General features: G+C 59.9%; 16 protein-coding genes. 13 read left to right on the forward strand and 3 right to left on the reverse strand.

Annotated elements, in window-relative coordinates; genetic code table 11:
* From ACH2EH_RS19480 to ACH2EH_RS19525, 10 genes are all read left to right on the forward strand, one after another.
* Positions 1-577, forward strand: a 577-nt coding sequence (locus ACH2EH_RS19480) for a sulfatase (protein ID WP_395144276.1), incomplete at its 5' end; no start/stop codon positions are given.
* Positions 578-616: 39 nt separating this feature from the next.
* Positions 617-1,630, forward strand: a complete 1,014-nt coding sequence (locus tag ACH2EH_RS19485; protein WP_395144278.1) for a Gfo/Idh/MocA family protein — start codon at positions 617-619, stop codon at positions 1,628-1,630.
* 2 nt (positions 1,631-1,632) lie between these two features.
* Positions 1,633-2,622, forward strand: coding sequence for a Gfo/Idh/MocA family protein (locus ACH2EH_RS19490; protein ID WP_395144280.1), 990 nt, complete (start codon positions 1,633-1,635; stop codon positions 2,620-2,622).
* A gap of 130 nt (positions 2,623-2,752) precedes the next feature.
* Positions 2,753-3,550 (forward strand): sugar phosphate isomerase/epimerase family protein, encoded by a 798-nt coding sequence (locus tag ACH2EH_RS19495; protein ID WP_395144282.1) that lies wholly within the window; start codon positions 2,753-2,755, stop codon positions 3,548-3,550.
* A gap of 3 nt (positions 3,551-3,553) precedes the next feature.
* Positions 3,554-5,002 carry a sulfatase gene (locus ACH2EH_RS19500; protein WP_395144284.1) on the forward strand — a complete coding sequence of 483 codons (1,449 nt, stop codon included), beginning with the start codon at positions 3,554-3,556 and terminating at the stop codon, positions 5,000-5,002.
* On the forward strand, positions 5,002-6,363 hold the full coding sequence (locus ACH2EH_RS19505; RefSeq protein WP_395144285.1) for a sulfatase: 1,362 nt from the start codon (positions 5,002-5,004) through the stop codon (positions 6,361-6,363). Before ACH2EH_RS19500 ends, ACH2EH_RS19505 begins: the two co-directional genes overlap by 1 nt.
* The gene (gene cysC / locus ACH2EH_RS19510; RefSeq protein WP_395144287.1) at positions 6,360-7,049 is read left to right on the forward strand and encodes an adenylyl-sulfate kinase; all 690 of its coding nucleotides are present in this window, start codon (positions 6,360-6,362) and stop codon (positions 7,047-7,049) included. The genes ACH2EH_RS19505 and cysC overlap by 4 nt, the downstream gene beginning before the upstream one ends.
* Complete coding sequence (gene cysD / locus ACH2EH_RS19515) at positions 7,046-7,936, forward strand: sulfate adenylyltransferase subunit CysD (protein ID WP_395144289.1); 891 nt, start codon at positions 7,046-7,048, stop codon at positions 7,934-7,936. The genes cysC and cysD overlap by 4 nt, the downstream gene beginning before the upstream one ends.
* Positions 7,937-7,939: 3 nt before the next feature.
* Positions 7,940-9,184 carry a sulfate adenylyltransferase subunit 1 gene (locus tag ACH2EH_RS19520; protein WP_395144291.1) on the forward strand — a complete coding sequence of 415 codons (1,245 nt, stop codon included), beginning with the start codon at positions 7,940-7,942 and terminating at the stop codon, positions 9,182-9,184.
* Positions 9,181-10,446 carry a lactate racemase domain-containing protein gene (locus ACH2EH_RS19525; protein ID WP_395144292.1) on the forward strand — a complete coding sequence of 422 codons (1,266 nt, stop codon included), beginning with the start codon at positions 9,181-9,183 and terminating at the stop codon, positions 10,444-10,446. The genes ACH2EH_RS19520 and ACH2EH_RS19525 overlap by 4 nt, the downstream gene beginning before the upstream one ends.
* Here the strand turns inward: ACH2EH_RS19525 and ACH2EH_RS19530 are convergent.
* Positions 10,430-11,473: a glycoside hydrolase family 5 protein gene (locus ACH2EH_RS19530; RefSeq protein WP_395144294.1), complete on the reverse strand. Its 1,044-nt coding sequence runs from the start codon at positions 11,471-11,473 to the stop codon at positions 10,430-10,432. The genes ACH2EH_RS19525 and ACH2EH_RS19530 overlap by 17 nt on opposite strands.
* Positions 11,470-12,318 (reverse strand): ADP-ribosylglycohydrolase family protein, encoded by an 849-nt coding sequence (locus ACH2EH_RS19535; RefSeq protein WP_395144296.1) that lies wholly within the window; start codon positions 12,316-12,318, stop codon positions 11,470-11,472. Before ACH2EH_RS19535 ends, ACH2EH_RS19530 begins: the two co-directional genes overlap by 4 nt.
* A gap of 86 nt (positions 12,319-12,404) precedes the next feature.
* Between ACH2EH_RS19535 and ACH2EH_RS19540 the strand changes: the two genes are divergently transcribed.
* The 3 genes from ACH2EH_RS19540 to ACH2EH_RS19550 are packed head-to-tail and all read left to right on the forward strand — an operon-like array spanning position 12,405 to position 17,484.
* Complete coding sequence (locus ACH2EH_RS19540; RefSeq protein WP_395144298.1) at positions 12,405-14,768, forward strand: DUF1592 domain-containing protein; 2,364 nt, start codon at positions 12,405-12,407, stop codon at positions 14,766-14,768.
* Complete coding sequence (locus ACH2EH_RS19545; RefSeq protein ID WP_395144300.1) at positions 14,765-16,114, forward strand: DUF1552 domain-containing protein; 1,350 nt, start codon at positions 14,765-14,767, stop codon at positions 16,112-16,114. Before ACH2EH_RS19540 ends, ACH2EH_RS19545 begins: the two co-directional genes overlap by 4 nt.
* Positions 16,111-17,484 (forward strand): ankyrin repeat domain-containing protein, encoded by a 1,374-nt coding sequence (locus ACH2EH_RS19550; protein WP_395144302.1) that lies wholly within the window; start codon positions 16,111-16,113, stop codon positions 17,482-17,484. Before ACH2EH_RS19545 ends, ACH2EH_RS19550 begins: the two co-directional genes overlap by 4 nt.
* Here ACH2EH_RS19550 and ACH2EH_RS19555 read toward each other — a convergent pair.
* Positions 17,470-18,237, reverse strand: a complete 768-nt coding sequence (locus tag ACH2EH_RS19555) for a DUF1080 domain-containing protein (protein ID WP_395144304.1) — start codon at positions 18,235-18,237, stop codon at positions 17,470-17,472. The genes ACH2EH_RS19550 and ACH2EH_RS19555 overlap by 15 nt on opposite strands.
* Positions 18,238-18,295 lie beyond the last annotated feature (58 nt).

The raw sequence follows: 18,295 nt of genomic DNA on the forward strand, positions 1-18,295 counted from the left end.
CCACGGTATCTACGACACGACACTTCATGTGCCGCTCATCATCCGCTACCCCGGAAAAATACCCTCCGGCCAGCGTGTCTCGGGCTACACCCAGCACAAGGATCTGGTGCCGACGATTCTAGAGCTGGCTGGAATCGAGACCGAGCGCCGCTTCGATGGCAACAGTGTGCTGCCGCTTATCTCCGGCGAGGAAGCGTCGCACGAGAGCGAGATCTACATCACCGAGTGCACCTGGATGCGCAAGCACGGCTGGCGCACCCCCGAGTGGAAGCTGATTGTCGCACTGGAGCCGGACTTCCACTTCAAGCCCGAGCTCGAGCTTTATAATCTTATCCAGGATCCCGACGAGAACAACAATCTCGCGGAGAGTGAGCCGGAAGTCGTAGCGTTGCTCAAATCGCGCATGGACGCCTGGATCGCCAAGCGCGAGGCGGAGACGGGCCTAACCAACCCAATCCATACCCAGGGCGACTGGCACGGCCATACCGGTGTCGGCCCGTTTACATCGAGCCAGCAGGCATACGACACGATGCATATCGGCGATCCGGGGCAGGCGGCGAAGTTGCAGGGGAAATAAATAATCGCCCCCATGAACGGGGGCGAGGAGAAATAAATTATGAGCTTAAAAGTGGCCGTTGTTGGCCTTGGTGGAATTGGTAATACCCATGCGAGTGTTTACACGAAGCGGGAAGACTGCGAGCTGGTCGCGGTCTGCGATATTTTGCAAGAGCGCACCGATAAGGCAGCGGAAAAATATGGCTGTCCTGGGTTCTATACCATCGCCGAGATGCTGGCGAGCGGGATCCAAATAGACGCCGTGAGTGTCTGCTCTGCGGGCAAAGAGAACGGTGGGGATCACTACACCCCCACTATGGAAGTGCTCGCGGCGGGGATTCCGGTGCTGGGCGAAAAGCCTATCTCCAACGACATTGCCTGCGCCGAGGAGATGGTCGCACTGGCAAAAGAGAAAAACCTGCGCTACGGGATTAATTTAAACCATAGATTCACTCCGGCGGCACTGAGGGGCAAGGAGTGGATCGAAACGGGGCGGCTCGGGGAGGTCAATATCATCAACATGACGATGTGGATCAACAACCCCAATGAGAGCTCGCCGTGGTTCCATATCCGTGCTCTGCACCCCCACTCGCTCGATGTGATGCGCTTCTTCGGCGGCGATGTGGAGCGCGTGCAAGCGTTCTTCAAGCGTGGCCCAAAAGCTGATGGCCCGGATGGCAAGCGTGTCTGCTGGTCCAATGTCCAGGCAAACTTGCTCTTTAAGAACGGCACCATTGGGCACCTCACCGGCAGCTACGATGCAGGCGGCAGCTATGGTTTGGAGCGCCTTGAAGTGGTTGGCTCCGAGGGGCGCTTCGTCCTGCTCGATGCCTGTGAGCACCTGACTTTTTATCCCCGCCGCTCTCGTGAGACCGAGACCTACGACTATCTGGGCGGCATGATGGGCTTCAACGAGACTTTCCCGAGTCGCATCGGCAAGTGGGTGGAGCAGAATATCGCGGGCGATGCGCCAGAGGCAATTGACGCGTCGGGGGCGGATGCGCTCCATGTGCAGAAGATCATCGAGGCCATTATCGAGTCCTGGGAGACCGGGACCGTGGTGACGATCAAGTAGCCATGCAACGAGTCTGTGTGGTTGGAATGGGCGTGATTGGGAACCGCCATGCCGATATGTACAAGCTGAGTCCGCTCGCGGAGCTGGTCGGGGTCTGTGATCGCGACAAGGCGCGGGCCGATGCTGCGACGGCGCGGCTGGGTGTCCCGGCGTTTTATGATGTCGAGGCGATGCTGGCGGCGCTCCAGCCTGATATTGTGAGTGTCGCCACGGGCGGCTATGAGTACGGCAGCGACCACTACGAGCCGACCATGCAGGCTCTGGAGTTTGGGTGCCATGTGCTGGGTGAAAAGCCGATCTCCAATGACATCGTGCAGGCGGAGGAGATGGTCGCGCTGGCGAAGGAGAAAAATCTCTGCTACGGGATTAATCTGAACCATCGGTTCACGCCTGCCGCGAGGCTGGCGAAAAAATGGCAGCTTGAGGGCAAGCTGGGGCACTTGCTCTTTGTGAATATGAGCATGTGGATCATGAACCCCACGGAGAGTTCGCCGTATTTCCAGATCAAGGCGCTCCATCCGCACACCGTGGATGTCATGCGGCACTTCTGCGGCGATGTGGAGCGCGTGCAGTGTTTCGCCACGATTGCACCGGGCCGCACGATCTGGACCACGGCGCACTTTGCGATGCAGTTCAAGAACGGTGTGGTCGGCGGCTTAACCGGCTCCTATGACATCGAGCGCGGCCACCCGATGGAGCGCTGCGAGGTGGCGGGAACGGGCGGACGCTTTGTGATTGATGACATGTACCGGGAAACGACACTCTATCAGGCCGGAAATTTAGAGAAAACGGTCTACACAAACCCGCCCTTTGGTGGCTTCGAGTGCTTCGAGGACACGTTCAAGGATCGCATTCATACATTTGTACGCGAGGTCAGCGAGGGCATCTCACCGGAAAACCTCGATGGCTCCGGGGCGGATGGCCTCGCGGCACAGAAAGTCTTACAGGCGGCCATTGAGTCGCTCAACACAGGAACGGTGGTAACAGTATAACCTCACCCCCCAGCCCCCTCCCCCGGGCGCTCATTCTTCGCTGGGGAAGGGGGAGCAAAAAGCCCCTTTCCCAGTGAGGTACGAACGCCCGGGAGAGGGGTTGGGGAGAGGTTAAAACAAGGATACGATTATGAAACTTGGGGCGAATTCGGTTTTGTTTGGCGGTTTCTCGATGCGTGAGGCGTTCGAGCAGATCGCGCGGGCGGGCTACGATGGCATCGAACTTTCGGCGATTGATGGCATGAGCGAGCACTTGGTGCTGGACCGCTGGCAAGAAGTGGCAGTCGAGATCAAGGCGCTCTCCACGGAGTTCGGGCTGGAGCTACTGGCGATGGAGCAGCCATCACAAGACACCGCTAAGATGGAAAAGGCGTTTCAGGCCGCCGTCGAGATCGGGATTCCGATTGTCAACTGCGGCCCTGGCGGCAAGACGGGCGATGAGGAGAGCCTGCAAAAATCCATTGACTCACTGGGTGCACTTGCCGATACGGCCGAGAAATACGGCGTGACTCTCTGCGTGAAAGCCCATGTCGGGGCGGCGATCTGGAACACACCCACGACCCTAGAGCTGATGAAGGCGATCACGTCGCCCGCGTTTGGCATTGACATGGACCCGTCGCATATCTACCGTGGCAGTGAGAATCCCGTCGAGGCAATTGGCGCCGTGATCTCCCGCGTGAAGCATGTCCATATCCGCGACTGCAAAGGCCGCCAGCAGAACCCCGGCAAGCCCGAGATGCAGGCCAATGGGCGCGGCGACATTGACCTACTCGGCTACATCCGCGTCCTCCACGAGAGCGGCTACACCGGCCCCGTTGATCTGGAAGTCATTGGAGCAAAAGAGTACAGCCTGGTACAGTGTGCCCTCATCGCCGCCGAGGCACGTGGCCACATGCAGGCCTGTCTACAAGCTTGTGGGGCGCGGTAGACCATGAACATCGTCTTTATCGCACTGGACACCCAGCGCGCCGATCACCTCGGCTGCTACGGCTACGAAAAAAACACGTCGCCAATCATTGACGCTCTCGCGGCGCAGGGCGTGGTCTTTGAGCGCTGCTACGCGCCCAATATCCCGACCCATCCGTCGTTTACGACCATGCTCACCGGCAAAGAGGCCATCACGCACAATATTGTGAATATTGGCGGGCGTGTGCCGATTGAGCCAGGCGTGAAGCTGCTGCCAGAGATTCTAAAAGAGAGTGGCTGGAACACGGCGGCCATTGACACGATGGGGCGGCACTTCAACCGAGGCTTCGACACGTATATCTCGCCACAGTGGGATAGAAGTGACCCGCTCACGCTGAGGCGCGCGGAGCACATCACCGATGCCGCGCTACCCATTTTAGAGAAACTCAAGGCCGACAAAGAGACGCCGTTCTTTCTGTTTCTGCACTACTGGGACCCACACACGCCGTATCTGCCACCCGCCGATTTTCGCACGATGTTCTACCCCGAGGGCAGCGATCCCTACGACATCACCAACCACTCAATGGACAAAGCCTGGAACGACGAGATGTTCCAGTGGTACTTCCACGACTGGATTCCCGGCGTCACGGATAGCACCTATGTCAATGCGCTCTTTGATGCGGAGACGGCCTACATGGACTGGCAGCTCCGGCGGCTCTTCGCGGCCTTAGAGCCTATCAAAGATGACACCCTGATCGTGATTACCGCTGATCATGGCGAGATTCTCGATGAGCAGCTCGGCTTCTACGACCACCACGGGCTCTACGAGGGTAATGTCCATATCCCGCTGATCCTGATCTGGCCCGGCAAGCTCCCCGCCGGCAAGCGGGTTCCCGGCTTTGTGCAGAACCTGGATTACTTGCCGACGTTCTTTGAGCTGGCTGGAGTGCCCGATACCGAGAAGCTTAATCTGGAGGGCAAGAGCCTTCTGCCCTGCATCTTCGGGGAGCGCGACGGTAACTACGACGAGCTTTTCTTGAGTGAGGCCACGTGGGAGGTGAAGCGAGCGTACCGAAACAGCAAGTGGAAATTCATCCACTCGTTTGAGCCCGACCCGCACAATCGCCCTCTACAAGAACTCTTTGACTTAGAAGCCGATCCAACGGAGCAGAATAATATCGCCGAGCAGCACCCGGAGATTGTCACGGAGTTAAAAGCAAGATTAGATGCCTGGGTCGCCAAGCGCCTGGCAGAGACAGGCCGCACGGAGGACCCGGTTCCCACACAAGGCCGCTGCGGGAGCAAGATCGGCAACCCGATTGAAGGCGAGACACCCGGCGCGGGCGCGACTCCTCTGCACCTGCGCAAGGCCAAAGAGGCAACCAATATCCCCAAGCCCGAGGAGCTCAATGCCGCGACGGATCAGAAATCAGGCAGGCCGCTGCACGGGTATGTGGAGAAGCCTGCGGACTAATGCCACAGCCCAATGTTGTTCTTTTAGCCATAGACACCCTGCGCCCCGACCACCTCGGGTGCCACGCCTATGGTAAAAACACGTCCCCTAATATGGATGCGCTGGCAGCGGAGTCGGTTGTCTTTGAGCAGGCGATTGCGGCGGGGATTCCCACGATGCCGTCGTTTACCACGATGCTCACGGGCCTGCACCCGTTCCGGCACGGGATTGTGGCGCACATCGGGGAGAAACAGCGGGTGGCGGCGCGTGTTCAGACCCTACCGCAGCTCGCGCAAAAAGCGGGATGGACGACGATTGGTATTGATAATCTGGTGATCCAAGGTGGCGGCAAGGGCTCGTGGTTTGCGCGAGGTTTTGACCACTACTCCGGGTTTCTCTACGCGCCCTTCACCAACCAAAGCGAGCAGCTCATTGAGCGGGCGATTCAGTTTGTGGATGAGCAGGACAAAGCAACCCCGTTCTTTCTCTACTGCCATTTGTGGGACCCGCACACGCCCTACGGTCCGCCGCCGCCCTTCGATACGATGCACTACGAGCCGGGTAGCGCGGAGCACGAGCTGGCCGAGGTCATCGCGCTGGCCCCCGATTACTACAAGGCGTTTCTGGGCGAGATGAAGTGCGAGCACCCCGACGACTACGCGGCCTACGTGGCGCTCTACGACGGCGAGATTTCCTACGTGGATGTGCAGGTGGGACGCCTGATCGCGCACCTGAAGCAGGCCAATCTCTGGGACAACACGCTCTTTGTTCTCATGAGCGACCACGGCGAGGCATTTGGCGCGGGCGAGATTCACTTCGATCATCACGGACTTTATGATGCCGTGACCCGGGTCGCACTGATGGCCCGCGTCCCAGGAACCCTGCCAAGCCGCACGCAGGCACTCGTCTCCACAGAGGATCTTCTCCCCACTCTCGCCGCGCTCTGTGGCTGGGAGCTGCCAACCAGCTACGCACTCACCGGCCAGAGCTTCGCCTCAGCTCTGAGCGGTGAGGAATTTGTGGGCCGCGAGCGTGTCTTCTGCATCGAGTCGTCGCGGCAGGCATCCATGGCGATTCGCACCCGGAAGTGGAAGCTCATCCAGCCGATTATGGAAGACGCGCGCGGCAAGCCCCTGCCCCATCTGCACGGCACGCCGCGCGATCCGGCCCTGCTGCTCTTCGATCTGGAGAACGATCCCCATGAAAAATACAATCTCGCCAAGACGCATCCGGAGGTGCGAGAGGCGCTTCGAGTGGAGCTGCTGGCCTGGCACGCAAACGAAATTGCTCTGCGCGGGGGCCACGATCCGATCAAGGAGAATGGGTTGAGCTTGAGCTATGAAGTATTTATGTCACGACTGCGAGCGAGGCATCAGAAATGAGACTGTCGCATAAGCCCGAACCCATCCCCCCAGCCCCCTTCCCTCAGGGCAAGGAAGGGGGAGCAAGAGGGGGTGGAAGACCCTCCCTAACCCTCCCTGCCCTGAGGGAGGGTGCCGAGGAACGAGGCGGGTGGGTACGAGGCGGGTGGGTTCGGGCTTCAGGTGGCTTCGTTATCTGGCTGACCGGCCTCAGTGGCGCGGGCAAGACCACGGTCGCACATGGGCTTGCGGAGGCGCTGCGGGAGCGGGGTGTCGCAAAACTTGAAGTGCTCGACGGTGATGCGGTGCGTGAGAATCTCTCCAAGGGGCTGGGGTTCTCGAAAGAAGACCGGGATACCAATGTGGCACGGATCGCGTTTGTGGCGCAGCTACTCGCTCGAAATGAAGTGAATGTGATTGTTGCCGCGATCTCGCCCTACGCCGAGGCGCGAGCAGCGGCGCGAGAGCGAATCGGCGAGGGTTTTATAGAGGTGCATGTGGACTGTGCTCTCCCCGAACTGATCCGTCGCGATGTGAAAGGGCTCTACGCGAGAGCACTGGCGGGGGAGCTGGCGCACTTCACGGGAGTTTCTGACCCGTACGAAGCGCCGGAGAGCCCGGACATTCGTGTGAGTAGCGAGGCGCAGACCGTGGAGGAGAGCGTAGCGGCAATCGTGGCGTTTCTGGAGGCAACGGGGAGGCTGTGACGCACTTAGACGAGCTGGAATCGGAGAGCCTCTATGTGCTGCGGGAAGTGGCAGCGCAGTTTGAGAACGTCGCGCTGCTCTTTTCCGGCGGTAAGGACTCGATTGTGCTGAGCTACTTAGCCCAAAAAGCCTTCTGGCCCGCGCGGATCCCTTTTGTTCTGCTGCATATAGACACGGGGCACAACTTCGACGAGACCCTGACCTATCGGGATGCCTGGGCCACAAAGCTCGGGGCGCGGCTTTTGGTGCGCTACGTCCAGAACTCCATTGACCAGGGACGAGCCGTGGAAGAGTCAGGTGTCCATGCGAGTCGCAATGTTTTGCAGACGGTGACGCTGGTAGATGCGATTGCCGAGCTGGGACTGGATGCCTGCCTCGGCGGGGCACGGCGCGATGAGGAGAAGGCACGGGCCAAAGAGCGCTTCTTCTCGCACCGGGATGCGTTCTCGCAGTGGGACCCGAAAAACCAGCGCCCGGAGCTGTGGCATCTCTTCAACGGTCATAAATCTCTCGGTGAGCACTTCCGGGTCTTTCCTCTCTCAAACTGGACCGAGCTCGATATCTGGCGCTACATTCAGCGGGAAAGTATCCCCATGCCCTCGCTGTACTTCACGCACACCCGGCCCGTCTTTGAGCGTAGTGGGATGGTGCTGGCCGCCAGCGATATTCTGCCACGCCTGCCCGAGGAGACTGTTACCGAGCGCCAGGTGCGCTTCCGTACGATTGGCGACCTGACGTGCACGGGAGCCGTGGACTCGCCCGCGTCCACCATTGCGGAGATTGTCGCCGAGGTCGCCGCCGCCCGCACCACCGAGCGTGGCACCCGCGCCGATGACAAGCGCTCGGAGGCGGCGATGGAAGACCGGAAGCGCACGGGGTATTTCTAGGCCATGAACCTACTACGATTCACGACGGCGGGCAGTGTAGATGACGGGAAATCAACGCTCATCGGACGGCTGCTCTACGACTCCAAAGCCATCTTCGACGACCAGCTCGATGCGCTCCACCGGGCGTCTTTGCGGCGCGGTGAGGAGCAGGTGAACTTGGCGCTACTTACGGACGGACTACGCGCCGAGCGGGAGCAAGGCATCACGATAGATGTGGCCTATCGCTACTTTGCGACGCCCAAACGCAGCTTTATTATCGCTGACACGCCGGGACATGTGCAGTACACGCGCAACATGGTCACGGGCGCTTCCACGGCCCAGGTCGCGGTGATTCTGGTGGATGCCAGGCAAGGGGTTGTGGAGCAGACCCGGCGGCATGCGTATCTTGCAGCACTACTCGGGCTCTCGCATCTTGTCTTTGCGATCAATAAAATGGATCTCGTGGGCTACGAGCAGGCGGCGTTTGAGAGTGTGAAGGTGGTACTGGAGGAAGTCGTGACCCATCTGGCCCCGACGGCGCAGGTGCATTACTTACCGATGGCGGCGCTCCAGGGCGATAACGTGGTTGAGCGCTCCAAAAAGCTCGCCTGGTACAACGGTCTCTCGCTCCTGGAGCTACTGGAAACCCTGGAAGCGCCCGAGCAGACGGCCCCCGCGCGCTTTCCGGTGCAGTACGTCATCCGCCCCCAGAGCCCCGACTTCCCCGACTACCGGGGCTACGCAGGCCGCGTGGTCGGTGCGCCTTTGCGCGTTGGCGAGTGCGTGGTCGCACTCCCCAGCGGTTTCGAGACCGACATTACGGGAATCGAGACGATGGACGGGCCGCTGGAGATCGCGGAGCCCGGCCAGAGTGTCACGGTGCGGGTCAAAGACGATCTCGATCTGAGCCGGGGGGATTTACTCGCTCCTATTGCTGCACCGCCCACCGTGGCGCAGGAGTTAACGATCACTCTGTGCTGGCTTGCAACGGCTCCGTTAAGGCTTAATGCCCGCTACAAAATTCGCCACACCAGTCGGGAGGTTCTGGGAATGGTAACGGGAATTGACTTTGTGGTGGATATTGAGACCCTGGAACAGGTTCCCGCCACTGGCCCGCTCACCGCCAATGGGATCGCGCAGGTGCGCTTGCGGCTGGCATCGCCGCTCTTTGTGGATGCCTACACTGTCAATCGGACGATGGGGAGTTTGATTCTCATTGATGAGGCAACCCATGTCTCGGTGGGGGCAGGTATGATAGTAGCACTATGACAGACTGTGCCTTTGGGCAGGGTTTCACCGACCGCGCCCTCACCGAAGCCGAGGTGGAGCAGATCGTCGCGCAGACCCTAGCGATGTTAGAGATCTCTGGCAAGCGCCTGCTATTGATCGTCCCCGATGCCACCCGCACCGCCCCCGTTGGCTGGCTCTTTCGGGAGATCTACAGCCAGACCCACGCCGCTGGAGCGCATCTGGACATCATGATCGCCCTGGGCACCCACCGCGCCATGACCGAGGAGGAAATCTGCCAGCGGCTGGAGATCACGCTAGAGCAGCGCCACAGAACCTACGGCTCGGTGCTATTTTTGAACCACGCCTGGGACGATCCCAATGCCCTGGCGTATCTCGGAACAATTCCCAGTGATGAGATTTCCGTACTCTCCGATGGCCTATTTGCGATGGATGTGCCGGTGCGCATCAATAAGATTATCTACGACTATGATCGGCTGATGATCTTAGGCCCCGTCTTTCCGCACGAAGTCGTCGGGTTTTCGGGCGGCAATAAGTATCTGTTCCCCGGAATCTCCGGCCCCGAAGTGCTGAATTTTTTCCACTGGCTGGGCGCGGTGATTAGCAACCCTCTGATCATTGGCCATAAGTGGACTCCGGTTCGTAAAGTGGTAGACCGAGCGGCAGCGCTCGTGCCCACTCCCCGCACGGCGTTCTGCATGGTGGTCGAGAAAGGCGAGCTGGCTGGGCTCTACGCGGGCTCCCCGGAAGCGGCCTGGGATAGTGCTTCGGATCTCAGTGATGCGCTGCACATCACCTACATGCCCCGCGCCTTTCACACCGTGCTCTCCTGCGCTCCCGCCATGTACGATGAGCTCTGGGTGGGCGGCAAGTGCATGTATAAATTAGAGCCCGTGGTGGCCGACGGTGGCGAGCTGATTATCTACGCCCCCCATATCCACGAGATCTCCGTCACGCACGGGGAGCACATCGAGCGCCTGGGCTACCATGTCCGCGATTATTTTCTCGCGCAGTGGGAGACTTTCAAAGACGAGCCGTGGGGCACTATGGCGCACTGCGTGCATGTCAAGGGCGTCGGCACCTACGAAAACGGCATTGAAACGCCCCGTGTTACCGTCACCCTCGCCACGGGCCTCTCGGAAGAAATCTGTAAGAAGATTAACCTCGGCTACCGCGATTGGCGCACGATCAACGTGGATGACTACAAAGATAAAGAAGACGAAGGCATTCTCTATGTGCCTAAAGCCGGAGAAATGCTCTACCGGGTTAGAGCGAGCGACTGAGCTTTTTAGCTTTGAAATACTCAAGCCAGCGGCGGGTGATCACACTGCTGATGCTCGGCTTTTTCTCGCGGGCGAGCTCGGTTATGGTCTTGCCCCAGTAAAACCCGATCCAGCCGTCGGCGAGCCTGCGCGAGCCCTCGATAAACGCATCTAGCTCCGCGACGCTGCACTCCAGTGGGAACATCTCCTCGATCACCAGTGGCTTGTCAAGAGCATAGGTTCTTAGTGCAGTGAGGGCTTTTTCGACCTCACCCTTCTTGGGATAGAAGTGAACACTCACAAAATCCAGCTTCTCTCCGACTTCTTTGGTGTAGAACTGCGGCTTCGCGCCGGGAAAGACCAGCGCCCAGGGAATCCCCCCCAGCGTGATCAGGCGCTTTGGATCATGCTTGCGAATCGCGGCCACGAGGGTCTCGATCCAGCGCCGCGCCACGTCGTCCTCGGTGCGTCCCGCCAGATCGAGCGCGATGCGCTGCACGAAGTTCTTGCCGCCAAACTCGCCCACCAGCCACTCTTTCTCTTTCGTTCCCGGACCAGGCACCACGGGTTCGTTCATCAAATTGTAGCAAAAGATCGCCGGGCTCGTCGCGCAGACTTTCGCAATCGCCGCCCAGAACACGGCTTGCGCCTCCCAGCGTGCGCTCTCGGAGAGTGCGTTGTACCAGGCAGGAACCTCCTTTTTGTGGTAGCAACCCAAGCCCGTGATATCCAGATAGAGGCCCGTCGTCTCCGCCAGCGTGACCAGTCGTGCGAGCTGCTTCAGCGCCTTTGCATCGGACTCGTGCGCCGATTTCAGAAATCTACCCACCTGAAAGTGCACCCTAACAACATTAGCGCCCAGCGCCTTCATCTCCTGAAAATCAGCGACAACGGTGGGCCACTCCTGCTCCCAGTACTCTTCGAGCAAGCGCCCGTTGGCATCGTGGTCGTAGTTGAAGCCCCAGGCAAGAAAACGTTCTCCGGAGCGCTCGTAGGCAAAGTGCCTGCCGTCTTTGCTGAGACGAATCGGTTCGAGGGGGGCGTTCATTTTGTTGTCTCCAGCGCCTTGAGGTAGTCCCGTCCGTACGGCCCGTTCTCCAGCCCGCGAATCAGCACGCTTGGCAGGTCTTGCTGGTACTCGGCAAAGCACGCCGAGCAGCCCAGCGCAATCGCGGCCACGGAGTCCGTGTCGCCGGTGAAGGCGACGGCGGCGCGGAGCAGGTTCGATTGCTTGCGGCAGGCCAGAAGCGCGGTCAGAGCGGCGCGGACGGTGGCGATTCCGTGCAGGGGCACTTCTTCCTTCCACGGCTCGCTCCAGGGCGTGCCGGGGACGTTTTTTTCTAAAAACGCCGCCAGCTCGCTGAGTTTCCCGAGCCGCTTGAGGCCAAAGTGCGCCATCAGCCCCACGGCCTGCGACGAGGCAATCCCACCCGGCGTGTTGTGGGTGATCGCCGCCTGGATCTTGGCGTAGGCTTTGACTTTCGGGATGCTCAGCAGGAGGCCCAGCGGCACCGAGCGCATCGCCGCGCCATTACGGTCACTGGTGGGCTTGAGTTTCTCCAGTAGCTCGGTGCCGTTCTTGCACGCTTTTAGCACGCCCTCAAAGCCCCGCGCATAGCCCGGACGCGGATCGCGGTGGTAGACGTAGACAAATCTATCGGCGAGGTAGCGCGGGGTGAACGGCCCGCCCAGGCGCACGGCGTCCCAGATCGCCAGAGTCATCTGCGTGTCGTCGGTGTAGTGCCCCGGCGTAAACCCCGCCCGCTTGCGGTAGTGCTTGCCGTCGTTTTCGCGCTCAACCACCTCGGGTGCCTCAAACTCAAAGCCTGCACCGTAGGCATCGCCCACGGCAATCGAGAGAAGAATGCGTTGGCTGGTTTTGACATCGCTCATTATATTGTTATTATAACACATATATTTTTCGATTGGGGAATGTCGCCGATGTTGAAATATTTTCAGTATTCCGTCATAATGGGCCAGTGCAAAATGAACGATGCCGTTTCTGGATCTGTGGACTAGCCAATGTCTTGCTACTGGCCGGGGCGCTGATCCGCACGAGTCGTGCGACTCGGGAAGTGCCGCGCCAACCCACGCTGGCACCGTTTGTACAGCAGCACTGTGTGGCCTGCCATAGTAGCAGCAACAAGGCGGGGGGGCTGGCGCTGGATGCCGTCAGTAAACAGGCCATTGACCGACACCCTGAGGTCTGGGAGCGCGTTGTTCGCCAGCTTCGCGCCCGGCAGATGCCACCCGTCGGGCAAAAACGACCCGATGAGCGCAGCTATGAGGCGGTATCTTTGGGGTTGGAGGCTACGCTGGATCGGGCTGCAGCGGCACGTCCCAATCCGGGCCGCACCGAAACTTTCCGACGCTTGAATCCGACAGAGTATCAAAATGCCATTCGCGATCTTCTGGCGCTGGAGATTGATGGGGCCACGCTTTTGCCTCGTGAGACCGCTAGCAATAAGTTTGACAACGTAGCAGTTGGCGACCTCTCACCAACTCTGATGGATCGCTATCTCACTGCCGCGCAGAAGATCAGCCGCTTAGCCGTGGGATCGCCAGGACGCTCTCCCGGCGGTGACACGATTCGGCTTCCCGCGGACCGCACGCAGGAGGAGCATGTCCCTGGCCTGCCGATTGGCACGCGGGGCGGGACACTTATCCCGTACACCTTCCCACTAACCGGCGAGTACGAGATCTCCGTTCGTCTGAACCGAGATCGCAACGAAGAAGTCGAAGGACTGCGCGAGCCCCATGAGCTGGAGATCTTGCTGGATCGCGAGCGGCGGGGATTATTCACCATCCGCCCACCACGTGGCAACGAAGGGCACACGCAGGTGGATCAGCATCTGAAGCAGCGCATCACAGTGACGGCGGGCCAACATCAGCTGGGCGTAACATTCGTGAAGAAACCATCCACACTACAGGAAACCAAACGGCAGCCCTACCAGGCGCACTTCAACCTGCACCGGCACCCACGTCTCTCCCCCGCGGTCTTCCAGGTGTCTATTACAGGACCGTATGGTGCGAAGAATTCGGACGAGACGCCTAGTCGTCGCCGGATCTTTATCTGCCGTCCTAAGAACCCCAGCGAGGAGGATGCGTGCGCCCGACGGATTCTTTCCCATCTCATACGACGGGCGTACCGTCGCCCAGTCACAGCAGACGACTTGAATACCCCTTTGCGGCTCTTCCATCAGACTCGTAATGAGGGCACGTTCGAGAGTTCTATTGAAATGGCGCTCAGTGCGATTCTGGTATCGCCGAACTTTCTGTTCCACATCGAGCAGGATCCACCAAGGGTTGCACCGAAGACGGCTTATCCTCTGAGTGACATCGAGCTTGCCTCTCGGCTGTCGTTTTTCCTGTGGAGTAGCATTCCCGACGAGACACTACTCACTCTGGCGGAGCGCAAGCAGCTTAGCCGCCCGCAGGTGCTGAAGGCTCAGGTGCTGCGTATGCTGGCCGATCCACGCGCGAGTACGCTGGTAACCAATTTCGCCGCCCAGTGGCTCCATCTGCGCAATCTCGACTCGGTGACCCCGGACTTGCGCCAGTTCCCCGACTTCGACGATAACCTACGGCAGGCATTTCGTCAGGAGACGGAGCTTTTTTTTGAGAGCATCCTGCGCGAGAATCGCAGTGTGCTTGATCTACTGACCGCCAACTACACCTATCTCAATGAGCGCCTAGCCAAACACTACGGCATTCCGTATGTCTATGGCAGCCGCTTTCGCCGGGTTACGCTGGCCGATAACCACCAGCGCGGCGGGCTGTTGCGCCAAGGGAGCATCCTGACGGTCACATCCTACGCCACGCGCACCTCGCCGGTGATTCGTGGTAAGTGGGTTCTGGAAAACCTACTGGGCGTGCCGCCGCCGCCGCCGCCAGACAATGTGCCCGCACTGAAAGACAACACTGTGGCGGCAAACCTGACGGTGCGCGAGCGGCTCGCCGAGCACCGCGCCAACCCGGCCTGCCGAAGCTGTCACAGCCGGATGGACCCGGTCGGCTTCTCGCTGGAGAACTTCGATGCGATTGGACGCTGGCGGGAGCTTGAAGAGGGTGTCAAGATCAACGCGAGCGGTGGTCTGCCCGATGGGAGCCAGTTTGCCGGAGTGACGGGGCTAGAGCAGGCGCTGCGCAAACGCCCCGAGCTGTTCGTACGCACCCTCACCGAGAGACTTTTGATGTTCGGACTCGGGCGTATCGTGGACGAAAAAGATGCGCCTGCAGTTCGAGGTGTTGTTCGCCAAGCCAGGACAGATAACTACCGGTTCTCGTCGTTTATTGTGGGAATCGTGAACAGCACGCCATTTCGAATGAGGAAAATGCCATGATGATTACTAGACGCGCTCTGCCACGCCGAGAGCTACTGCGCGGTGCCGGAGCGACGCTGGCGCTGCCGCTGCTTGATGCGATGGTAGCACCCATGACGGCGCTGGCCGCGACGCCTGCCGACCCCGCGCGCCTGCGCCGTCTGGGGTTTGTCTTCATGCCGATGGGCTCGGACATTACGCGGTGGACACCGCCCGATGCCCAGAGGCTCGACCGTCTCTCCCCCACTCTGAGCCCTCTGGAGAAGCTCAAGGAAGATGTTTGCATTATCAGCAATCTGGAGCTGCTCAATGCCTACCCGGGCACGCACTCGTCGTCCAACTCCGCCTTTCTCAGCGCCGCGAAGGCCAAGCACACAGAGAGCACCGACTACTATCTCGGCACGACGGTGGATCAGATCGCGGCAAAACAGCTCGGCAAAGAGACACAGCTACCGTCGCTGGAGCTCTCGATGGACCTGCTCTCAACTGTCGGTCAGTGCGATAATGGCTTTGCCTGCGTCTACCAAAACTGCCTGTCGTGGTCGTCACCCACAACGCCACTGCCCGCGGAGGCGCATCCTCGCATCGTCTTCGAGCGCCTCTTTGGCGAGGGAGGGAGCCTCGCCGATCGGCGTGCGGCACTGAAGAAACGCGCAAGCCTGCTCGATGCTGTGAGTGAGGACTTCGCCCGTCTGAAGCGTCAGCTCGGCCCCGCGGACCGCGCCCGAGTGAGTGGCTATCTGGAGAGCATCCGTGAAGTCGAACTGCGCATCCAGAGGGCAGAAGGCGACGTCAAGCAAAACGCCCTGCCGGATCTGGACCGCCCAGTAGGAGTGCCCGCTGCCTACGCAGACCACGCACGATTGATGTTTGACTTACAAGTGCTGGCACTACAGGGCGATATCACCCGGGTGGTCACGTTCCAGCTTGCACGCGAGACCAGCAACCGGACCTATCCAGAGATTGGCGTCCCCGAGGCGCACCATCCCCTAACCCACCACGGCAACGACCCGGACAAGATCGCCCGTATGGCGAAGATCAACCAGTTTCATGTCTCGCTGTTCGCCTACTATCTGGAGCGCCTGAAGGCGACACGGGAAGGCGATGGCTCGCTCTTAGACCACTCGCTGGTGTTGTACGGCAGTGGGATGGGTAACCCCAATGTCCACGATCATCGGAACCTACCGATCATTGTCGCGGGCGGTGCGGCGGGCAAGATGCAGGGTGGACGGCACATTAAGTACGACAAGCCCACACCGCTGGCGAACCTGCACCTGACCCTGCTCAATAAAGTCGGGGTTCGCCTCAACCAGTTTGGCGATAGCAACGGCAAAATGGACGCGCTCTTTGAGCCGCTGGCAGTATGAAAAATAGGTTAGACTCGCCGCTGGCCGATGCGGTGGAGAGGCAAGACCGACCACGCATTCAGGCCCTGCTGCAGAAAGGCGCTCAGGTCAATGCGGCTCAGGCCGACGGCATGACGGCTCTTCACTGGGCTACCCACCACAATGACCTGGCGACGGCCAAGCGGCTAATAAGTGCCCGTGCCGATGTGAGCGCCGCGAATCGCTACGGTGTGAAGCCACTTTCCCTAGCCTGCACGACGGGCAACACGGAGCTTGTTGAGCTGCTCTTGCAAGCGGGAGCAGCTCCTAACACCACGCTCCCCGGTGGCGAGTCCGCGCTCATGACCGCCGCACGCACGGGCCAAGCTGGGCCGGTGCGGGCACTGCTTGCACGCAAAGCCAGTGTCAATGCCAAGGAGCGTAGTGGACAGACCGCTGTTCTCTGGGCGGCGGCGGAGGGACACGCCGCCGTCATGCAGCTTCTGATCCAGGCGGGCGCGGACTTCAAGACGCCACTCCCCTCGGGCTTTACGCCGCTGTTTTTCGCCGTGCGGGAGGGCCACCGGGGCGCGGTACAGGTGCTTCTGAGAGCTGGTGCCGATGTAAAAGAAGTGATGCAGACACAGCGAACCGGTGGCAAGAACCCACGCAAAGGAACCAGTCCGCTGATGCTGGCGGTGGAGAACGCGCACTTCGCCCTAGCCGTAGACTTGCTCAAAGCCGGTGCCGACCCCAACGACCAGCGCTCTGGCTATAGCGCCCTACATGCCCTTACCTGGGTTCGTCGAACCAACACGGGCGACGGCCCCGACGGCGACCCGCCGCCCCTCGGATCAGGAACGGTGAGTGACCTGCAATTTGTGCGAGAGCTGGTCGCGCGTGGCGGCGATGTCAACGCACGACTCCAGCACGGGGACTCCGGGCGCGGGAAGCTCAGCGAGATTGGCGCAACAGCGTTTCTTTTCGCTTCCCATACCGCCGATCTTGCCCTGATGCGTCTGCTGGTGGAGCTGGGGGCTGACCCCAAGATTCCCAATGCCGACAACTGCCCGCCCTTGGTGGTCGCAGCGGGTGTTGGTACCCAAGCACCAGGCGAGGAAGCGGGCACGGAACAGGAGATGGTGGAGGTTCTGACCTACTTGCTGAAGCTCGGTGCCGATATCAATGCGGTGGACAAAAACGGCGAGACGGCGATGCATGGGGCAGCCTACAAGAACGCTCCGAAAGTGGTCGCGTTTCTGGCAAGCCACGGCGCGGATAGCAAAATTTGGAACCGTGAAAACAAGTACGGCTGGACCCCGCAGCAGATCGCAGAAGGCAGCCGAAACGGTGCCTTTAAACCCTCCCCCGAGACCCTTGCGGAGCTCAAGCGTGTTTTAGTCGCCCGGTGACGGTTCTACCTTAGCGTCAAGCGTGAGTTTCTGAATCCAGACATTTCGGAACCGCACCGGATTGTGGTGCCCTTGCAACAGAATAGGTAGGGCCTCTGGTCCTTCCTTTCGACCAGCACCGGTCTTGCGGGGAATTGCATAGTCGTCGTGGATCAGTTGCTGATTCTGATACACCGTGACCCGCGCGTTCTCGGTCTTCTTCTCACCGTCGAAACGGGCAGCACGGAAGACAATGTCATAGCTCTGCCACTCGCCCGCCTTTTTGTTGATAAGACGATCTGGCTTCTTCAGTTGGTACACGCTGCCGCCATAGCTGGCCTTGTAGTCTTTTTCCGAAACGCCAAAGGAGTTGAGAATTTGAATTTCGTAGCGCTGCTGGATGTAGATCCCGGAGTTACCATTCTTTTCCGGATCCGTGGCATCTTTGACTTCATTGACATTGAACTCCACGTGCATACGGAAGTCCCGGTACGACTCCTTGGTCATGACGCTCTCCCAGCCGAGTGGTGCGGTGAGAACGCCTTTCTCGAAGACCCACCGTGTGGGAAGCTCTTTCTCCGGAACCAGCTCGTAACCTGTTGCCCCGACCAACTGAACCGCGTCCGCCGGACGGCTCGCCTTGTGAATGTCAATGACTCCCCGTGTCGAGCCTGGAATCGGCTTCTCCTGTGCGGCGGCGCAGAGTGCGCACAGGAGAAGTGCCGGTAGAGTAAGCAGGAAGGGTAGCGTGCGCTGCATGGTTTTCGATGTCATCCTCAGGTTAGACTGAACCATTTTTGGTCTACACCATTGTAACCCTTAGGCGCTCGCT

Origin of the sequence: Armatimonas sp. (assembly GCF_043760365.1) — a bacterium.
GTDB lineage: Bacteria > Armatimonadota > Armatimonadia > Armatimonadales > Armatimonadaceae > Armatimonas.

Bases quoted from the DNA above. Each gene is read 5' to 3' on its own strand.
- ACH2EH_RS19485 (WP_395144278.1), top strand. From the start codon at position 617: ATGAGCTTAAAAGTGGCCGTTGTTGGCCTTGGTGGAATTGGTAATACC.
- ACH2EH_RS19535 (WP_395144296.1), bottom strand. From the start codon at position 12,318: ATGAGCGATGTCAAAACCAGCCAACGCATTCTTCTCTCGATTGCCGTG.
- ACH2EH_RS19525 (WP_395144292.1), top strand. From the start codon at position 9,181: ATGACAGACTGTGCCTTTGGGCAGGGTTTCACCGACCGCGCCCTCACC.
- ACH2EH_RS19550 (WP_395144302.1), top strand. From the start codon at position 16,111: ATGAAAAATAGGTTAGACTCGCCGCTGGCCGATGCGGTGGAGAGGCAA.
- ACH2EH_RS19500 (WP_395144284.1), top strand. From the start codon at position 3,554: ATGAACATCGTCTTTATCGCACTGGACACCCAGCGCGCCGATCACCTC.
- ACH2EH_RS19530 (WP_395144294.1), bottom strand. From the start codon at position 11,473: ATGAACGCCCCCCTCGAACCGATTCGTCTCAGCAAAGACGGCAGGCAC.
- ACH2EH_RS19505 (WP_395144285.1), top strand. From the start codon at position 5,002: ATGCCACAGCCCAATGTTGTTCTTTTAGCCATAGACACCCTGCGCCCC.
- cysC (WP_395144287.1), top strand. From the start codon at position 6,360: ATGAGACTGTCGCATAAGCCCGAACCCATCCCCCCAGCCCCCTTCCCT.
- ACH2EH_RS19520 (WP_395144291.1), top strand. From the start codon at position 7,940: ATGAACCTACTACGATTCACGACGGCGGGCAGTGTAGATGACGGGAAA.
- ACH2EH_RS19490 (WP_395144280.1), top strand. From the start codon at position 1,633: ATGCAACGAGTCTGTGTGGTTGGAATGGGCGTGATTGGGAACCGCCAT.
- ACH2EH_RS19495 (WP_395144282.1), top strand. From the start codon at position 2,753: ATGAAACTTGGGGCGAATTCGGTTTTGTTTGGCGGTTTCTCGATGCGT.
- ACH2EH_RS19545 (WP_395144300.1), top strand. From the start codon at position 14,765: ATGATGATTACTAGACGCGCTCTGCCACGCCGAGAGCTACTGCGCGGT.
- ACH2EH_RS19555 (WP_395144304.1), bottom strand. From the start codon at position 18,237: ATGACATCGAAAACCATGCAGCGCACGCTACCCTTCCTGCTTACTCTA.